16 protein-coding genes are annotated in these 17,839 nt (G+C 65.2%); 5 read left to right on the top strand and 11 right to left on the bottom strand.

Going from position 1 to position 17,839, the window contains the following annotated elements; all coding sequences use genetic code 11:
* Nucleotides 1-7: 7 nt before the first annotated feature.
* Nucleotides 8-511 carry a hypothetical protein gene (locus IPL79_00375; protein MBK9069454.1) on the bottom strand — a complete coding sequence of 168 codons (504 nt, stop codon included), beginning with the start codon at nucleotides 509-511 and terminating at the stop codon, nucleotides 8-10.
* 46 nt (nucleotides 512-557) lie between these two features.
* Nucleotides 558-1,934, bottom strand: coding sequence for a hypothetical protein (locus tag IPL79_00380; protein ID MBK9069455.1), 1,377 nt, complete (start codon nucleotides 1,932-1,934; stop codon nucleotides 558-560).
* A gap of 89 nt (nucleotides 1,935-2,023) precedes the next feature.
* Here IPL79_00380 and xth point away from each other — a divergent pair, with 89 nt between their 5' ends.
* Nucleotides 2,024-2,797: an exodeoxyribonuclease III gene (gene xth / locus IPL79_00385; GenBank protein ID MBK9069456.1), complete on the top strand. Its 774-nt coding sequence runs from the start codon at nucleotides 2,024-2,026 to the stop codon at nucleotides 2,795-2,797.
* Nucleotides 2,798-2,812: 15 nt separating this feature from the next.
* On the opposite strand, the gene IPL79_00390 is transcribed toward xth, so the two are convergent.
* Nucleotides 2,813-3,130 carry a polyhydroxyalkanoic acid system family protein gene (locus IPL79_00390; protein ID MBK9069457.1) on the bottom strand — a complete coding sequence of 106 codons (318 nt, stop codon included), beginning with the start codon at nucleotides 3,128-3,130 and terminating at the stop codon, nucleotides 2,813-2,815.
* A gap of 36 nt (nucleotides 3,131-3,166) precedes the next feature.
* Entirely contained in the window at nucleotides 3,167-3,487 is a 321-nt protein-coding gene (locus IPL79_00395) for a hypothetical protein (GenBank protein ID MBK9069458.1), read from the bottom strand.
* Between the two features lie 44 nt (nucleotides 3,488-3,531).
* On the opposite strand from IPL79_00395, the gene IPL79_00400 reads away from it, so the two are divergent.
* Both IPL79_00400 and IPL79_00405 read left to right on the top strand, forming a co-directional pair.
* Nucleotides 3,532-5,469, top strand: a complete 1,938-nt coding sequence (locus tag IPL79_00400; protein ID MBK9069459.1) for a hypothetical protein — start codon at nucleotides 3,532-3,534, stop codon at nucleotides 5,467-5,469.
* Complete coding sequence (locus tag IPL79_00405; protein ID MBK9069460.1) at nucleotides 5,466-6,650, top strand: M20/M25/M40 family metallo-hydrolase; 1,185 nt, start codon at nucleotides 5,466-5,468, stop codon at nucleotides 6,648-6,650. The genes IPL79_00400 and IPL79_00405 overlap by 4 nt, the downstream gene beginning before the upstream one ends.
* On the opposite strand, the gene IPL79_00410 is transcribed toward IPL79_00405, so the two are convergent.
* Both IPL79_00410 and IPL79_00415 read right to left on the bottom strand, forming a co-directional pair.
* Nucleotides 6,647-7,540, bottom strand: a complete 894-nt coding sequence (locus IPL79_00410; GenBank protein MBK9069461.1) for an MBL fold metallo-hydrolase — start codon at nucleotides 7,538-7,540, stop codon at nucleotides 6,647-6,649. The two genes, IPL79_00405 and IPL79_00410, sit on opposite strands and share 4 nt — an antisense overlap.
* A complete protein-coding gene (locus IPL79_00415) occupies nucleotides 7,541-8,266 on the bottom strand; it encodes a hypothetical protein (protein MBK9069462.1) in 726 nt (241 codons plus the stop codon).
* 81 nt (nucleotides 8,267-8,347) lie between these two features.
* Here IPL79_00415 and IPL79_00420 point away from each other — a divergent pair, with 81 nt between their 5' ends.
* Nucleotides 8,348-9,766 carry an AarF/ABC1/UbiB kinase family protein gene (locus tag IPL79_00420; GenBank protein MBK9069463.1) on the top strand — a complete coding sequence of 473 codons (1,419 nt, stop codon included), beginning with the start codon at nucleotides 8,348-8,350 and terminating at the stop codon, nucleotides 9,764-9,766.
* Here IPL79_00420 and IPL79_00425 read toward each other — a convergent pair.
* Nucleotides 9,755-11,224, bottom strand: a complete 1,470-nt coding sequence (locus tag IPL79_00425; GenBank protein MBK9069464.1) for an AMP-binding protein — start codon at nucleotides 11,222-11,224, stop codon at nucleotides 9,755-9,757. The genes IPL79_00420 and IPL79_00425 overlap by 12 nt on opposite strands.
* Nucleotides 11,187-13,160, bottom strand: a complete 1,974-nt coding sequence (locus IPL79_00430) for a hypothetical protein (GenBank protein ID MBK9069465.1) — start codon at nucleotides 13,158-13,160, stop codon at nucleotides 11,187-11,189. Before IPL79_00430 ends, IPL79_00425 begins: the two co-directional genes overlap by 38 nt.
* A gap of 59 nt (nucleotides 13,161-13,219) precedes the next feature.
* Here IPL79_00430 and IPL79_00435 point away from each other — a divergent pair, with 59 nt between their 5' ends.
* Entirely contained in the window at nucleotides 13,220-13,522 is a 303-nt protein-coding gene (locus IPL79_00435) for a hypothetical protein (protein ID MBK9069466.1), read from the top strand.
* Nucleotides 13,523-13,556: 34 nt separating this feature from the next.
* On the opposite strand, the gene IPL79_00440 is transcribed toward IPL79_00435, so the two are convergent.
* The 3 genes from IPL79_00440 to IPL79_00450 form a co-directional block, all read right to left on the bottom strand.
* Nucleotides 13,557-14,561: a hypothetical protein gene (locus IPL79_00440; GenBank protein ID MBK9069467.1), complete on the bottom strand. Its 1,005-nt coding sequence runs from the start codon at nucleotides 14,559-14,561 to the stop codon at nucleotides 13,557-13,559.
* Nucleotides 14,562-14,582: 21 nt separating this feature from the next.
* Nucleotides 14,583-15,542 (bottom strand): hypothetical protein, encoded by a 960-nt coding sequence (locus tag IPL79_00445; protein MBK9069468.1) that lies wholly within the window; start codon nucleotides 15,540-15,542, stop codon nucleotides 14,583-14,585.
* Nucleotides 15,543-15,723: 181 nt separating this feature from the next.
* Nucleotides 15,724-17,835: a transglycosylase domain-containing protein gene (locus IPL79_00450; GenBank protein MBK9069469.1), complete on the bottom strand. Its 2,112-nt coding sequence runs from the start codon at nucleotides 17,833-17,835 to the stop codon at nucleotides 15,724-15,726.
* Nucleotides 17,836-17,839 lie beyond the last annotated feature (4 nt).

Below are 17,839 nucleotides of genomic sequence, written 5' to 3' on the forward strand. Positions count from 1 at the left end.
GATGCCGTTAAAAGTAGTAGTGTACGCCGGCGCCGCCGTTGAGCGAGCCCGCCAGCACCACGCCGTCCGCATCAGCCGCCCCAACGTTGAGGCCGCCCGTAAAACTCAGCGCAACCTCGGGGGTTATAAACGCGCGAATCTGGAAGCCGAGATCCAAGATGAGCGCGTCGGTGCTGTCGTCATCACCGGGGAGATCATATTTGGTGTGCTGCAAATAGAGGCCGCCACCGACGCTAAAATCTGAGGCGCTGGTCGACGCGACGTGGTAATAACCGCGGCCGCCAATCGTAAACGACGACACGTCGGCGCCAAGTCCAGCGGGATCTGGGGCGTCCGAGAAGCCGAGCAAGCCACCGACGTGGAAGCTCTCCATGTTGTACGTCATCGAAAGACCACTGACGCGGCCGGCAATATCAGCCTCGGCACCGACGCCGAGGGAGCCATCTTCGCCGCCGGCGAAGGCAAGAGATGGCGTAAACACCAAGGTCGCGATCAAAAGTTTTGTCTTCATGGCGCCATCTTGTGAGGCAGGGCGCCTTAATTGCAAGCCGGGTGCGTTAAATAGGACGATGACGGCGTCGACGGCGCGCAATCGAGATCGCTACGATGGCTGCGGCGAAGAGAGACGACGTCGCGCCGGCGCCGCTGCAACACGGCTTGCTTGGCGGCGTCGAGATCGGCGCATCGGGCATGGCATCAGGCGAAGGCTCAATGCCAAATTGCTCCGCGATCGCCGGCCACAGCGTTTGGGCGCACGTATCGTGGGCGACGGTGCCTGCCGGGCACATCAATGGACCCTTGATTTGTGAAAAGCGCGCAAGGGTCTGCCAGCTGTCGCCACTTTCGCTGGCGGCAAGCGCAAAAAAATTTGGCTCCCAATTAGCGCCGCACGCGAGCATCTTGCCGTCGCCCGCAACGCCCAGGCAGGCAGCCGATGGGCTATCGGCCAAGGGCGCAAACGTTACGCCATCGGCGGCGATAAATATCCCTTGTGAGAGTGTGCCGACCCAAACCTCGCCCGACGCGCGGATCGCGACGGCGCGCATCGGCTCGGCGAGCGAAAGGACCTCGGTCCACGTAGCGCCGCCGTTAGCTGAGCGGAGCAAGACGTCGCCCCCATTGTTGGCGCCAATGGAGCGGCCATAAATAATCTGTGAGTCGCTGGGGTGGACCACATCAAATAGAAAAAGCGGCGTGGTCGCGAAGGGGATATTGTCAATCGCTAGTTCGGTCCACACAATCTTGTCGGCGGTCGGATTGTCGGTGCGATAGAGGCGCACGCGTGGCGGCAGCGGCGGACAGATTTGCGGATCGGGATCGGTGCAATTTGGATCGGCCGTCGTGACTTGGTACCCGGAGGCGTAGAGCCGCGCGCCATCGCGACCGGAGACGATGCTCTTGTACCAAACCTGGCTTGAGGCAAGCCCCATCGGGCTGAAGGTGTGCGCCATATCCTCGGAGCGGAAAACATCGTTAGGCTTGCCGCCGTCGGCCGTGCCGATCCAGACGTCGCCGCTTGGCGCGACGTCGATCGCATCGACCCATTTGTCGAAAATGGCGCCGGGCGAGCCTGGAGGCGCCGCCATCGCGGCAAATTCAAAGCTGCAACCGCCGTCGCGGCTGACGCGCAAGCCGTCAAAATTTGTGGCGTAGATGGTTCCATCGGCTGCGACGCGATATTTAGGGTCAAATACGCCCGCATAGCCGACCGCGTTTTCGCAAAGCCAACGGAAGGAGGCGCCGCTGTCTCGACTAATTAGCAGGCCAAACGTGACGCCTAAAAACAGCTCGCCTGGCGCGCCGGGACGCGTGGAAATCGTGGTCGACGCAGGAAATCGGCCGTTGGCAAACGCGCCGTTTGCGCTCGGCCAGGCGGCCAAACAGCAGGCGAGGACGAGCGAGAAGCTGAGCGGCAGCGCGACGCGGCGGGACACGCGGCCACTATGCCGCCCGGCGGTGGCGAATGCAATCGACATTCTGGCGTCGCTTGGCGCGGCGCGGGCGCCCTGTTACAACCGCCGACGTGAAGATCGCGACCTGGAACGTCAACTCCTTGCGCATGCGTGCCGCCCGCGTGACGGCCTGGCTCGCCACGCACGCGCCTGATGTGTTGTGTTTGCAGGAGACCAAGGTCGAAGATGCCAAATTCCCCCGCTCACTGCTGGAGGACGCTGGCTACCACGTCGAATTTCATGGGCAGAAGTCGTATAACGGGGTGGCCATCGCGGCGAAAGCGCCAATGACCGACGTGCGGCGCGGATTTGGCGACGGCGGCGATGACGCGCAGGCGCGATGTATCGGTGCCACGGTCGCGGGCTGGCGCGTTTATAGTCTCTACGTGCCAAATGGGCAGGAAGTGGGTAGCGACAAGTATCACTACAAGCTGGCGTGGTTGGCGCGCTTGGTCGCGCTCGCAAAAATCGAGACGCAGGCCGCGCCGCGCGTCGCACTGTGTGGCGATTTCAACATCGCACCCGCCGACAACGACGTCCACGATCCCGCGGCGTGGCGCGAAGCCGTGTTGTGCTCGACGCCGGAGCGTCAGCGCCTCGAAGAGCTCTTGGCATGCGGTTTTCGCGACGGCTTTCGCGCGCTCTATCCCGAGGCGCGCGCGTTTAGCTGGTGGGACTACCGAGGCGCATCGTTTTTCCGCGATAAGGGGCTGCGCATCGACCACGTGCTATGCAGCGCGGGTGCGCAGGCGTTGCTGGCGGCGGTCGAGATTGATCGCGACGAGCGCAAGGGCGAAGGTGCCAGCGATCACGCCCCGGTGATGGCGACGTTTCGCGACGCGTAGGCGTAGGTTGACGCCTTAGCCGCGATCGAGGTCAGCGAGCGGCGTCGCGGGGTTGAGATACGTCGTGAGCTTCTTGCGCAGGTATTCCTCGGCCTTTTTTCGCATGAGAAAGCCGGGGTCGGGCCCGCGCAGCTTGATGCGACCTGGGCCGGCCAGCTCGATTTCGGCAACGATGGAGATCATGGCGTACTTGCCACTCACGGTCGCCTTGCTTGGCGACGGCCAGGCAATTTTAAGCTTGTGGCGGTTGGCAAAGTACTCGCCGAGGGCTTCGAGGCGCGCCTTGGCTTCGGGCTCGGGGAGCGCGTGTTGGTGTTCGATTTCTAGCGCCATCGCCGCACTCTGCGGCAGAACTCGCGAAATCTCAAGTTAGCGCGCACGGGTAGTGAGGTCGCACGCCATGACATCGGCAGACGTGGCGGCGGCGACGAAACATCGGCGCGTCGCCAGGGGCCAGGCTTCATTGCGGCATCGCTGCATCATCGCGTCGCGCATCGGCGGCAGCGCCTGCGCGCTGGCGTGGCGCTGGGCGGCGGGCAGGGTGGCGAGGGCCGACTCGCCGAGGGTGATGGTGCGACTGACGGCGTCGTGGCACGTCGTAGATGCCTTGTCCACCGATGTCGATGATTCGCCGCATGCAGCGGCGGTGGCCCAGAGGCAGCTTGCGAGCATGGTGGCAACGGCGCGCACCCCTGCATGATGCATGATCCGGCCACCCGTGCTACACCGCCGCGATGGATTCGGGGCGCTACGTCCTGTTTGTGTTGCCGCTGCTGTGTGCGGCCGTCGCGGTTGCGTTTGCGCCGGTGGTGCTCGGTGGCGGTTCGTGGTTGTCGCTCGATTATCACGCCCACGTCGTGCCGCCCGCATTGGCGGTGGCGCGCGACGTTCAACAAGGACATTGGCCATTTTGGTGGCAGGGCGTTGGCCTCGGCGTACCACTGCTGGAGGCGGCGCGGCCAGACGCGCTGTATCCGACCACGTGGTTGGCCACAACGACGCGTGCGCACGACGTAATCGTGCTGCTGCACCTCGTCTATTTCGCGCTCGGGACGGCGCTATGGACGAGGCAGCGCGGTGCGTCCGATCTCGCGAGTGCGCTTTGGGGTTGCGCCAGCGCGATCGCGATCCCGTGGTTGACGCTGGGCCTGGCGGGGGCGCTCGGTGCCTGGGCGCACGTGCCGTGGTTGATGATGATGGCAGGGCCGGGCTACGGCGACCAAGTCATCAGTCCGAAATTCGGACGATTTGGACGCATCGCAATGGCGGCGCTGCTATGGGCGGCGGTTGGGCTGGCAGGGCAGATCGCATTCTTTGCGGTGTTCGCGGCGCTGTGGCTGGTTTTCGGCTTCGTGACGCGGCGATGCGACCTGCGCGGGGCCGCGCTTAGCGTGGTGATCGGCGGCTTGCTCGCGGCGCCGCAGTGGATGGTGGCGGCGCGGGTTGTGCCGCTTGCCGAGCTTGCCGCGTGGGTTGGCGAGCTGGTGGTGCTAGCGCCGCTCTTGGTAGTGGCGCTGCTGACGTTGCCGCGCCACGCCGCGATGTTGGTGTTCGTCGGCGGCGCGGTGGCCGGCGCGATGGCGCTGCACTTGCTCGCGGGCCCCAGCGTCGACGGCGCGCTGTGCCTTGCGCTGGCCGCGTGGGTCGCGGCGAGCTGTGCAGTTTGGTCGCTTGAGGCGTTGGTGCCGTGGCGCGTTTTTCGGGTAAGGGTGCCAATGCGGCCGCTTGGGCTTGGCGCGCTCGCGGTGACGTGGCTGCTCGTCTTCGCGCACGCGCGCCAGGTACCAACCATTTTGCGCGAGACGATCGCAATGAGACCCGCGCTATGGCCGGTCGGGTTGGCGCCAACGCGCGGCGGCGAGCGCGTGCTTCGCGGTCAGACCATGTTTGATGACGAGGCGCCACCTGATGCGGCCTTCCGTCGCGCGCTGCATAGCTTATATGCGGCGATGGGCACGCAGCTTGGCGCGCACAATGTCCAGGCCGGGGCGCGGTATGATGCGGCGCTCGCCGAAGCGATCGGGCACGCGGCTGGGTCAATGGGCCAGTTCATCGATCGCATGGGGCTTGCCTACGCGATCGTGCCGAGCTCCGCGGTGATTGCGAGTGGGCTCGAGGCCTTGGCACAGTATGACGGCTGGTCGCTGGTGCGCACCGCCACGGCAAGGCCGCGCGCCTTGGTCACGTCAAACGTCGAGGTGATGTCAGCCGCCGATGTATGGCCCGCGATCTTTCCCGTCGGGCTAGCGCGACGTCCCATTTCGTTCGTCGCGCTTGATGCCGCCACGGTGGCGTCGGGGTCCGCAACCGCACGTGACGCCGGACCGAGCGTTCGTGTTGGCGCGTGCAACATCACCCACGAACGCGCCGCAGCGGTGACGCAACGATGTCAGCACGAGGCCGCGGGGTACGCCGTGCTGCTCGATGCATGGGCGCCAGGATGGTCAGCGACGGTCAATGGCAAGCCCGCCCTGGTGGCGCGCGCGGACGGCGTAGCTCGCGCGGTCGCCGTGCCAGCGGGTGAGTCGTTCATTGAATGGACGTATCAACCGACGCGGTGGCATGTCGCGGTGGCCATGTGGTGGCTTGGTGTGGCGGCGTGGCTAGCGTGTCTAGCGATCGCGGGGGGGCAGTGGGTGCGCCGGCGGCGTGATAGGCTGGCATCGCCATGAACGCCGAGCAAGTCGCGACAGCCGTTGCAACCGCGCATCACCTAGCCGCGACCACGCGCGACGTGTTGGCGGCATGGGTGGCGCAGAATTCTTTTACTGGCAATATCGAAGGCTGCCAGGCAATGGCGGCGCTGTTCGTACGCGACTTCGCGCCGCTTGGCTGGCGGCAAGAGCGGCGCATCGGCAGCGGCGGAGCTTGCGGCGATCATGTCGCATGGCTTAGCCCAGCATGGGACGCCTCACGCGACGGGCGCGTGCTGCTGATTGGCCACCACGATACGGTGTTTCCGCCCGGCGAGTTTGAGGGCTACAGCGAGACAACTCTAGATCATCGTTTCATCGCGCGCGGCCCCGGCGTGCTCGACATGAAGGGTGGCTTTTTCGTCGTGCGCTGCGCGCTGCTGGCGATGCAGCAGGCTCAGCTCTTGAAACATACGCCGCTCGCGCTCGTGACGGTGGCCGATGAGGAGACCGGTTCGCGCGATAGCGCGGCGTGGTTGCAGGCACTGGCAAGCGGGGCGGCCGCGGCGTTGGTCTTTGAGTCGGGGCGGCAGCGCGATCAAGTGGTCGTCGCGCGCAAGGGCACCGGCAAGGTGACCCTGGCCGTAACCGGCAAGGCGGCGCACGCGGGCAATGCGCTGCTGACGGGACGCAACGCGATTTGGGCGTTGGCCAAGGTGATCGACGCCGTCTCAGGCCTCACCAATGAGGCCACCGGCCTTAGCGTAAATGTCGGTACGGTACGCGGCGGCACCAGCGCCAATACGGTGCCGGCGCACGCCGCCTGCGACATCGACTTGCGTTGCGAGCGGCTTGCGGATGGCGAGGCGCTTATCGCGGCCATTCACGCGATCGCACGGCGCGTCGCGCAGGGCAGCGAAACGACGATCGAGGTTATTGGTGGTTTTGTGCGAGCGCCGTTGGCGCCAACGCCGGCGAGTTTGGCGCTGCACGCCACGTATGCCGTCTGCGCGCGTGCCGAGGGGTTAGGCGATGAAATGTCGCCGCTGGTGGGCGGTGGCTCCGATGCCAATACCGTCGCCGCAATCGGCGTGCCGGTGATCGATGCCTTAGGCCCTCGCGGCCAAGGCTTTCATACGCCGGGCGAATACATCGAAATCGAGAGCCTTGGCGCCAAGGCGGCGGCGTTGGTGCGTTACTTGTGCGGCCACTCCGCTTAACCAAACCACGGTCCACTGGTAGGCGCGAGCAGCGACACCGTTGGCGTCAGCAAGGGCGCTAGCCTCGCCTCAATGATCGCGCGCGCCGCTGCCGGGGAAAACAACTGGCTGGGGTGCATGAGCACCAGGTGTTCGCCAGTAAACAGGCTCGCGCGCTCGATTAGCTCTTCGAGATGAATATGGCACCCCGCGCGTGCGGTCTTGACGTCCTTGCGTTCGTCGAGGAAAGAACATTCCAAGATGAGCACGCGGGCCGCCGCGAGGGCAGGCGTGCCGTCGAGCACGTTGACCAGCGTATCGGTCGCATAGGCGATTTCCACCGCGGTGTGTGGGGTAAATAGGTCATCGCCGCGGCGACGGCGCTCGGCAATCTCGCGGCCGGGCAGCGTGGAAAATTCGGGGCGCAGGCGCTGCACGGTGCGGCGCAACGAAAACGCCAGCGACGGCACCGGATGAAAGGTGCGATGAGCCTGGACCGAGAGGTCGGCGTAGAGCGGCTCAATTTGGTCAGGCAGCATCGGGACTAGCTCGAAGGCAAAGCCATAGCGCTGCATGCGCGACATGGGTGCAAGCATGGCGGTGACGTCATCGACAATCTCCGCGGGTAAAAAAATGCGCAGTGGCGGCAGCCCCGACAAGATGCCGCGCATGCCGAGCAGGGCGCCGAGGGCACCGATGTGGTCGGCGTGGGCGTGCGACAAAAAAAGGTGCTTGCAACCCGCCGACGAGCGCATGGCGACGCCGATGTCAAACAGCGCATCGAGCTGCGGCACGGCAATGGAGGTATAGATGCCCGCGACCGAAATACCGCGCACGGTGTACGGGCCTGCGGCAACGCTCGCCGCGCCCAAGGGGGCGTTTGGCGGGGTGGGCTGGCCAGAGTTTGTCATTTACGGGGCAAGCACGAGGCGGACGCTGCGCCACGCCACGCCGCCGCGGCCATCGCGGTAGACGGCGTGCAACCAGCCTTCGGTGACGTCTTCATCGGCATCAATTTCGATTTCAGTTGGATTGGATTGATACTTCTCGATAGTGCCAAAGGTGCTGTACCAAGCGTAGCGGGCGTCGTCGCCGGCGTCGGGGGCCTCGACGAGTGAGAGCACGAAGGTGCCATCCCGCGTGACGGTGAGTTCGTCGATCACCGGCGCGCCATCGGCGAGGAGTTCAACCTCGGGGTTGCTGCTCTCAAGGTCGGCTACGCCCATCAGCTTGATAACATCGATGGTCGCGCCACCGCCGGATACCTCGATGGCCAAGGTGTCGAGCGGCAGGGCGTTTGCCGGCAGCTCGGGCAGCGTCGCCGGCGCGCGGTAGACCGCTTCGCCGACGTCGCCCGGTTCGAGGGTGCCGATGGTTTCGTAGCCCGAGTACGTCGGCCGTAGCGTCCACGTCACGTCGCTGGGCTGAAGCGGCCCGTTTTCGTCGACCATGACGATTTGCAGGCTCGAGGTTTCACCGAGCCTGGCGATCGGAGGGGTGGCGACGACGGCGATGACGGTTGGCTTTTGCAGCTCAGCCGGCGTCGGAAAGGTTTCACACCCCGCGAGCAGCAGCAAGGCGACAACACCCGCGCGCCCGAGCCGCGAGGACAAGTGGCGAGAATCTTCGGTCAGCACGCCGGCAGTGTAGCGAATCGCCGCGATTTGGCACGTCCCTTGGTGGCGGATTGTGGCGCGCTTGTCTACGATCAAACCGACATGGGAACCTACCTGCTTGCCGCCTTGGCGGCGCTGCTGCTGCTCAGCCTGGCCTTTGGCGCCACGCGGCGGATGTGGGTGTTCACGCTGACCGCGCTGCGCTACGGCGGCCTGTGGTTGGCGGATGCGCTGGGGCTGCGGTGGCTGGCGTGCAAGGTGACCGGACGCCCCTACGAGCGCTATACACGCCCCGCCCTGATGCGGCGGTTCTGCGAGGACATGGGGCCCACGTTCGTGAAGTTTGGCCAGATCATCGCGTCGTCGTCTGGGCTGTTCCCCGACGCGTATGTCAAAGAGTTCCAGAAGGTGCTCGATGCCGTCAAGCCGATTCCATATAGCGTCGTCACGGCGACCATCGCCAAGGAATTGGGCGACAAGGCCTCCTTGATCGCGACCATCGAGCCGGTGCCGCTGGCCTCGGCCTCGATCGCGCAGGTGCATTGCGCGACGCTCGCGACGGGGCAAGACGTCGTCATCAAGGTGCAGCGCCCTGGCATCGACAAGCAAACCGAGGCTGACATGAAGCTGCTCCGCTTTGCCGCGAGCACGGCCGAGCGCTTCCGCCGTAGCGCCGAAATCGCCAATCCCGTCGGCATCGTCGATGATTTTGCGGCGACGATGCGCGAGGAGTTGTCGTTTAAAAAAGAGGCGGCGAACCTAAACCAGTTCAACGACATCATGGCGCAACACGGCCACGGCAACATTCGCGCGCCACGGCCCGTTGCGGAGCTGGTGACGGATCGCGTGTTGGTGATGGAGCGGTTTCGCGGCGTGCGCGTCGATCAGTTTGACGTCATACGCGCGCGCGGGCTTGATGGCGAGACGCAGCTGGTTAGCGGTCTGCGCGCGTGGCTGCAGTGCGTGGTGTTCCACGGCTTTTTTCATGGCGACGTGCACGCCGGCAACTTGATGATCTTAGACAACGATGATCTTGGCTTCCTCGATTTCGGGATTGTCGGGCGCTACGGCGAGGCGCAGAAGTGGCTGATCTCGGAATACATGGTCGCCTTTGCGATGGGTAATTTTAAGCGCGTCGCCGAGATCGTGCTGGAGCTGGCGGATCGGCGGCCGCCGGACCTAGACATGGATCGCCTGGTCGCGGACTTGGGCGCGGTCTACGCCCCGATGCGCGATACGGCGTTTGGCAAGCTCAACTACGCCGAGGTCATCCCGCAGATCCAGGCGGCCGTCACCAAGCACAAGATTCGCCTGCCGCGCGAGCTTATCCTCATCACCAAGCAGTTTCTTTATTTCGATCGCTACGCCAAAGGCCTGGCGCCCAACCTAAATGTCTTCACCGATCCGCGGCTCATTATGGGCCTCATGGGCGATTTACAAAAAGCGCGCATTGAGTATGAGGCGCGCAAGGCGGCGTTGGCTGCGACCTCGGCCGCGACGTCGACCGCGTCACCCGCATAACGCCGCGAGGTGTTTTTTCTGCACCTTGCCCATCGCATTGCGCGGCAGCGCAGGCAGCACGACAATTCGGCGCGGGCGCTTGTGTGCCGATAAGACGCTGGCGACGTGGGTCGTGAGCTCGGCTGCGAGCTCGGCCTCGTCTGCGCTGAGGTCGCGCGGTACGATCGCCGCTGCAACCAACTCGCCGAGATCGCGATCGGGGAGCGCGAACACGGCGGCCTCGGCGACGGCGGGGTGGGTAAGCAGCGCGGCCTCGACCTCGCCGGCGCCAACCTTGTAACCGCCGCACTTAATGATGTCGGTCGAAGTACGGCCGACGATTTTAATCGATCCGTCTGCGCGCTGGCACGCCACATCGCCGGTGACAAACCAGCCATCTTGCAACGCTGCCGTCGTCGCCTCGGGCAGGCCCATATACCCCGAAAAAATGCTGGGGCCGCGAACTTGAATTTCGCCGAAGGTCTCGCCATCGCGCGCTACCTCGGCACCATGCTCGTCGACCAGGCGCAGCGCCACCGATGGCAGCGGTGGTCCCACCCACCCTGGATCGGGGGCCTCGGCGGTGACCGCGCAGGTGATTAGAGTTTCAGTCATGCCATAGCGTTCGACGATGCCGCGGCCGGTCAGGCGCTGCATGCGTTCATGTTCGCGCATCGGTAAGGGCGCCGAGCCGCTCACCAAGAGGCGTGCCTGCGCGAGCGGCTTGATGGTTTCATGGGGAGTCGCCGCCGCCTCGATATAATCAAGCAGCCGCGTGTACATGGTTGGCACGGCGTAAAGCACGGCATGGCCAGGCGCCGACTCGGCGAGTGCCGCGAGCAGAAGTTCGGGCCTAAACTTGGGGAGCCAATGCAGGCCCCGCGTGAAAAATACGCCGCCGTACAACCCAAGCACGAGGCCATGGACGTGAAAGAGCGGCAGGGCATGGACGAGTTGATCTTGTGGTGAGAGGCGCCACGCCGCGGCTAGATCGCGCAGATTCGTCGCGAGGTTGCGTTGGGTGAGCATGACGCCCTTGGGCGCCCCGGTCGTGCCGGACGTGTAAAGCAAGAGCGCGGGGCGATCGGCGTCGGGCAGACTGGGCAGCATCGCGTCTGCATCGTCGGCGCTGGCTGCCCACGAGCTTGTCGCGCCGCTGACGAGCAGCGTCGGCTTGGCATCGTTCACGATGTGAGCGCGTTCGACCGCACCGAGCGCTGGATCGAGTGGCAAGGCGACGCGATTGTGCAGCAAGGTGCCGATTAGCGCGACACAGGCGTCGAGCGTCGGCTCGGTGGCGACCGCGATGACATCGCCGGGCTTGCTTCCAACCTCGACCAGCCATCGGCCATAGGCGGCGATGGCAGCCGCGAGCGCAGGCCGCGAGAGACTCGCCTCGCCAATGCGCAAGGCCGCGGGTTGCGCCGGCGCCGCGGTCTCGTTACTCACAGCGGTCAATGGCGCAAAGGCACGGGCCATCGCAATGATTGGCGACGACGCCCGTGGCAAAAAATTCGACCATCTGGCGCCACGCGGCGGGTTGACCGCGCGTCGCATAGTGCGCCCCGGTGTCCGGCGCCGGGACGTTGGTGTACGGCGGCGGCGGCGAACCAATGTCGTAAATGGCCAACGCGCTGGCACCGGCGCCATCGCCATCGTTCAAGGTGGTTAGGCCCCACGGCTGTTTCATTGAGGGCAGCAGCACGGGCATGTCCATGGTGCGCGCCTGCCATTCGGTACCGAGGTTGGGCACTTGGTCGTCGCCCAGCGCCATTTGCAGCAAGAACTGTTTGGGCTCGTTACCAAAGGAAGTGCCGGCAATCGCATCGCTGGCAACGCCGGCGGTTTCAGTTCGATCCCATCGTTGCTGCAGCAAGTTGATAATGAGCGTGCGATCTAGGGCGTTGGGGTACGCGCCAACCATTATGTCGCGATACCCAGGCCAGTCGGTCGACCGCTCGAGCAAGGTTGAGTAATTGCCGCCGCCGACGCCGAGCACCGCGCGCGTGATGAACGGATCGTAGGCAACGATGGTCGTGCCGAAGATATGGCCCTGCGACAGCCCGTAATAGTAGACCTTGGTCGGGTCGACATACGACACGTCGGGCGTTTTGCTGTTGTCGTCGTGGTCGTAGGCAAACAGCGCCTCCGGCCATACGGTGCGCGCGATATGGCTGAGCGCGATATTGTTGACAATGCCCTGCGTGAGCACTTCAAAGACCGCGCTGCCGCGGCCAATGTTGTTGAGCGTCAGCGCCACCGAAGAGATGTCGCGGGTCGACATGCCGCGAAAATCGGTGGCAATCATGACCATGCACAACGCCGCGGCCGTATCGCGTAGGGTGCCGGTGCGGGCCTCGCTTGCCAGGCCCATTAGCCCATGGCCAAAGACGAGCATCCCAACTGGGGCCTTGGCCGTCTTGGCGCACATGGGGACGACGACGGTAAACGGCACGCGATACATGCCCCCATACGCCGGCGTGCCATCCGCCGCGCGCGCGAGCACAGTCTCGACGTCGAAATCGCCGTCGTTGGTGAGAAAAAGCGGCGCGTCAAACCAGCCGTCGGCGATAAACTCGATCGGCGCCTCGGCGGTAAATGTTTCGCTAATCTCAAACGTTTGCGGCGTGGCGGCAAGCGCGGCGACCGCTTGGTCACGGGCGGAGAGCGCATCGCCGCGCACAAAGTCGTCCGAGGCGGTCGTGAAGTCCCAGACCAGCAACAAGTCATCTTCGGCGGTGCCGTCCGCGACGATGGCATCGATCGCCGTGCGGAGTTGCGCCGCATAGCCAGGCGTTAGCGTCCCGCCGTCGCCGGCGAGCATGGCGGCAAACGCTGCTGGCCTCGCAAGTTCCTCGCCGGCCGCATCGCGCAGCGTGCGCCTGAGCGCCACCACATAATGATGACCTGGCGTAAGGCGGCGCGCGGGGCGAATTAGCAAGGCGCGTTCGGCGACGGTAGGCGCCTGGACGTCGACTTCGGCAAAGTGCAGGACGCGCTGGCCGGTGGTCAGGTCGAGCAATAGCGTGGGGCTGGCATCGTCGACGCTGGCATCCATGTCGTGGTGACCAACGAGGTTGTCAACGCTAACCCCGGCGGGAAAGGACATCACCATCGGCGCCGCGGCGGAAAAGCCATCGGCGGCATTCCACGGCGTCGGGTCGGTCGCCTCGCCCGCCACGTTGCTTGGCAACACGGCGGCGGTAAGCGCCACGCGTTTGCCAGTTACGGTCGTAGCGTCGGCAACCTCGAAATACGCCGATGGCCATGGCGTTAAGCAGTGATTGAGGCCCAGGGGATTGCACGGCGATGGCGGCGCCTTGGCGTCGTTGTCACAACCAAGGCCAAGCCACGCGGCGGCACACGCCAGCCAGACAAGGGCGGCATGCCGCAAAATACGATGTGAGCGAAACATGAGGGCATCCTAGCGCATGGCCCCTTTAAAACCAACGCGGCGCGCGCTACGGTGCGCGCATGCGCCCAACGACTTGTCGTGCACTCGTGCTTGCCACGGTCGCCATGGTTGGCGCCAGTTGTGCGAAACCCCACGTCGACCAGCCGCCCGCATCAACCGCGACGCCCGCGACCCAAGGACCGGCCGGCGCCGGTGCAGGCACGGGGGAGGAGCTCGACTGGGCAACGGTCAAGCCCGTGGCGGCGCCGGCGCAACCCTGCGTGCGGTACGCGGCGACCGGTAACTATCACGTGTGCCTGGCGGCCGATGGCTTTGGCTGCATCCACTACGGCGATGTGTGCGACCCGGGCAAAGGCCCGTAGATCGCGTCTCAAAACCCTTCTTGTCTTAAACCCACTAGTCAGACGTGAGCACGAGTTGCATCTTGCTGCGAAACGTAATGACCAGATCGATGTCCATGTTCACCGTCTGCTCGACCGATGGCATGGGCTTTTGCAGGTCCATCTCTACCTTGATGACGCCGTCGCCATTGACGCCCCTCACGTAAACACGCTCGCCATCGCGTTCAAGGGTCTGCGGCGGCGCATGCATAGTTGAGGTGCCCTTGATGGTGAGCTGGCTGCCGCGCTTGGCGACAAGGTGCATGTCGCTAACCATCTTGACCTCGACGCCGTCTTGCGCGAATACCTGCACGATTTGCCACTTGGCGCCAACGCCGATCGGCGTGCTTGGCAACTGCGGCAGGACCTTCTCGATGCTGCGCAGCAGCCCCTGCGCGGTTGGCAAGGCCTCGTCGGGAATGGCCTCGGGGTAAGTCACCTTGACGCCGCGCAAGAAACCCTCGGGCGTGAGCAGCGCGGCGAGGGTTAGCCCGGCAAACGTGGAAAGGGTCTCCGTAGCCATGCTCGCGGGAATGGCAGATTTTTCGCGTTCCTTGCCGTAAAATTTGGTGAAGGTCTGCGCAAAGCTCACGCCGCCCTCCACCGGCGTGCCGGCGACGGTGTTGAACTCCATAACGACGGTGGGGCGAGGAAACGCCGGCCCCGCGGTGGCAAGGTCCATCTTAACTTCGAGCAGCGAGCGCTGTTTTGTGCCGGGCGCGATCGCAAAGCGCAGCACTTCTTTTTTGCCGGTTCCAGGCGAGATGACCTTGAGGGTGCCGGGCAGCGATGATTGCCAGGGCGGCAGCTCGCGCGGGGGCTTGATGATGCCGGCGCCGGAGACCGTGCCTGGCGCGGCGTCGATTGGTAGAGGCGCGATACCCCCAGCGGCATCGGGTGCCGCAGGCGTACCATCGACCTTGCCTGGGTCGGTGCCGTTGGCGTTTGAGCTCGAGCGGTTGCCGCACCCCCCGAGCATGCAGGCGAGCAATAGCAGCTTCGTCGACGCGGGGCGGATCATCTGAGAAATTATATCACGGCACTAGCGTTTGCGGGCCTTGGCGACCGGCGCGAGCGACCAGCTGGTCGTGCGGACGATCATTTGCTCGGTGCCACGATTGTCATACACAAGCGTCGTCGTTGACGTGCCCTTGCTCGGCGCCCACCAAGGGCTGCCCACATCGGCGTAGGTATAGCTGATGGTGCCCGTGGCCCCATAGCTTATGATCGTTAGCGGTGCGCCGTCGATCATTGCTTGTTGGGGCGCCGCGGATTCGGCGAAATCAACCTGCGCGAGCAATTGGCCCTGCTTTTTGCCCGCCTCCTCGGGCTCGATCAGACGCACCTCGGAGGTGCGGACCAGGGCGACGCCGTTGACGACATCGTTTTTGGCGTGCGTCCAGGCCGCGCCATGGCCAACGGCAACGTCCGGAAATACCAACGTCCACTTGGCGATGATGTCGTGGAGCGCTTGTTCTTGGTTAAACAACATCTCGGGAAACTTCCAGGTGCTGGTGTCGGGCGATAGATCGCCCGCACTGGTCACACCGAGCACGAACGAGGGCGGCTTATATCCCTTGAGATAAAAGTTGATGGCGGCGGCCTCGACGAGTTGGCGCTCGCGATCGCGCGCGGTGACGCTGGCAATTTTAAAGTGAAGCTGCCCCGACGTGCCCTCGATGCTTGGGGTTAGCGAGCCGGCGACAACAATCGTGGGCGAGACGAGATTGCCGGACTTGGTGCGGGTCTCGGTGTCAATTGTCAGCTCGAAGCTGACCGGAGCAAGCTTGCCATAGCTCATCAGGCGTAACGGCTCGGCGCCCGGCTTGGCCACGGTCAAGCCAATGGGTGGGGCGACGGGCGTCGGTGCGAGCGCACCGGCATCGGGGGTGGCATCGCCCTTGGTCTCGCTCGGGGGCTGGGTGGCGGGGGCCGGGGCTGGTTTTTCGCCACAGGCGGTGATCGCCAGAATCGCGCAAAGAATGAAGAAACGTAAGCGCATGGCCGCGGACCCTAGCATGAGAGGCCTGCGCCGTTGTGGGCAATTGCGCGGCGAAGACCGCAGAAACTTGCCCACTGACGTAGGCGCGGCGACATTGGTGACATGGGGCATATTGTCGTTGGTGGGGTGGTGCTAACGGGCGAAGAATGGGGCGCGCTGCCTAGTGACGTGCGCACCGAGCTTACGGCGTTGGCGGCGGCGCCGCATCCGACCCCGCGTCCGGTTGCGACGGCTCAGCCGATGGCGCGGGTGCCGATTGCGCGCGTGCCCATTGCGCGCGTGCCCATCGCGCGGCGCGCGGCGGGTAGCGCAGCTGGCCCGTTGCCGCATCATGCCAATCGCATGAGTGCGTAGGCTCACCGCCTTGCTGCGCCCACGCGCGCTGGCGCGGGCAATGCGGCCCGGGCTTCATGCCAGAGGTTGCGCACACCTGCACGCCGATAATGTTCGCAGGTCGCGGCGGCAGCGTCAGCGGCCGCGCGGCATGTAGCGACAACAAGGCCTCGCGCACCAGCGGCGCCGCAACGTCCATCGCGAGCGCGCCATGTGATGGCTGGCCATCGAAGTTGCCTGCCCACGCACCGACGAGCACCTGCTCGGTGGCGGCGACGGCCACGGTATCGGCAAAGCCGCGCATGGTGCCGGTCTTAGCGGCGACGTCGAAGGGCAGATCAAAGGGATTGTCGCGGCCAAACACGCGGCCGCGCGCGTCGCGGTCGGCCAAGATATCCATTACGAGCCATGCCGTTGCGTCACTGACGACGCGCGTTTCGCTGGCCTGCGGTGGACGCCACGCCTGGGCGCCGCGGGCTTGAACTGAGATAGTGGCGGCCACATGCCGCACGACCCCGCCGCGCACCAAAAAACCAAAGCCGGCGACTAAATCGACCAGTCGCACCTTGGCGGAGCCGAGCGCGAGTCGCAGCCCATAGTCGCGCGGGTCGCCCGCAAGGTCGGCGACGCCGGCTTTTTTAAGTAGGGTCATCACGGTGCCAATACCGGTGCGCTCGAGCACATCGACCGCGGCGAAGTTGTACGAGCCAGCCAGCGCCTCGCGATAGGTCACCGGACCATGCTCGACGCCGGCCGACGGCACGACGTAGTTGGCCGAGACGTCGCGAAGATCGTAGGCAATGGAGAACGGCGTATCGCCGCGCTCGAGCGCCGCGGCATAGACAAAGGGCTTGAGCGCCGAGCCAGGGTTGCGCCGGCGCGTCGCGATATTGAGCTGGCCATCCTCGCCCTGCCAATTGGCCGAGCCGACCATCGCCAAGACTTGGCCGGTGCTGGAATCCAGGACGACCAAGCCGGCTTGGCGCACCCCGAACTCGGCGACGGCCTCAAGGCGCATGGCGAGCGCGCGCTCGAGCCGTTCTTGCAGGGCAAGGTCGAGCGTGGTGGTCACCTCGCCGCCGCCTGCGCGAACGTGGGGTGGCAGCTGCTCGATCACCCACGCGACAAAATGTGGCGCGCGCGTCGCGGGGTGTTCGTGGCGCGATACGGCGATGCTCGCGGTGGCGGCCGCGGCTTCGTCGACGCCAAGCAGGCCGCTGCGCTGTAGGCGCGCGATGACGGCGTCGCGGCGCGCGGTGGCCGCTTGCAGTTGCATCAGCGGATCGTAGCGTCCTGGCGCGCGCGGCAACACGGCGAGCAGCGCGGCCTCGGCCGAACTGAGCATCTCCGCATCCTTGCCAAAATACAGCTGAGCGGCGGCCGCGAGGCCATACGCGCCATTGCCAAAATACGCGCGATTAAACCATTGCTCGAGGATCTCGCGCTTGCTTAGCGCGCGTTCGAGGCGCAGCGCGAGCAAGGCTTCGGCGGCCTTATTGCCGGCGCTGCGGCGCTGCCCGGCCGAGATCAGCATGCGCGCGACCTGCATCGTCAAGGTCGAGCCACCGTACGCGATGCGCCCGGCACGAGCATTGAGCCAAAGCGCGCGCGCGATGCCGCGACCGTCGATGCCGCCGTGTTGCCAAAAATGTTCATCTTCGCTGTGAAGGACCACGGCCATGGCGATGGTCGGCACGTCCGAGAGGGGCAACCACGCGCTGCGGCTGCTGCCACCCGGGGTAGTGGCCAGGCTCGCCAGCTCGGCGCCGTGGCGATCTAAAATTACCAGCGCTTCCCCGCGCGTAGCCAGCAACGCGGTGGGCGCCGGCCACGCTAGCGCGATGAGCAGCGCGGCGTGCGTGGCCAAGGCCAGCGGCAACAAGAGCAGCGAGGCCCCCCATGTCGCCACACGCAACGCCTTGCGCGTGCGAGACGACATCGACTCGGCGTTCGCCAGCACGCCA

The organism is Myxococcales bacterium, assembly GCA_016716835.1.
Lineage (GTDB): Bacteria > Myxococcota_A > Polyangia > Haliangiales > Haliangiaceae > JADJUW01.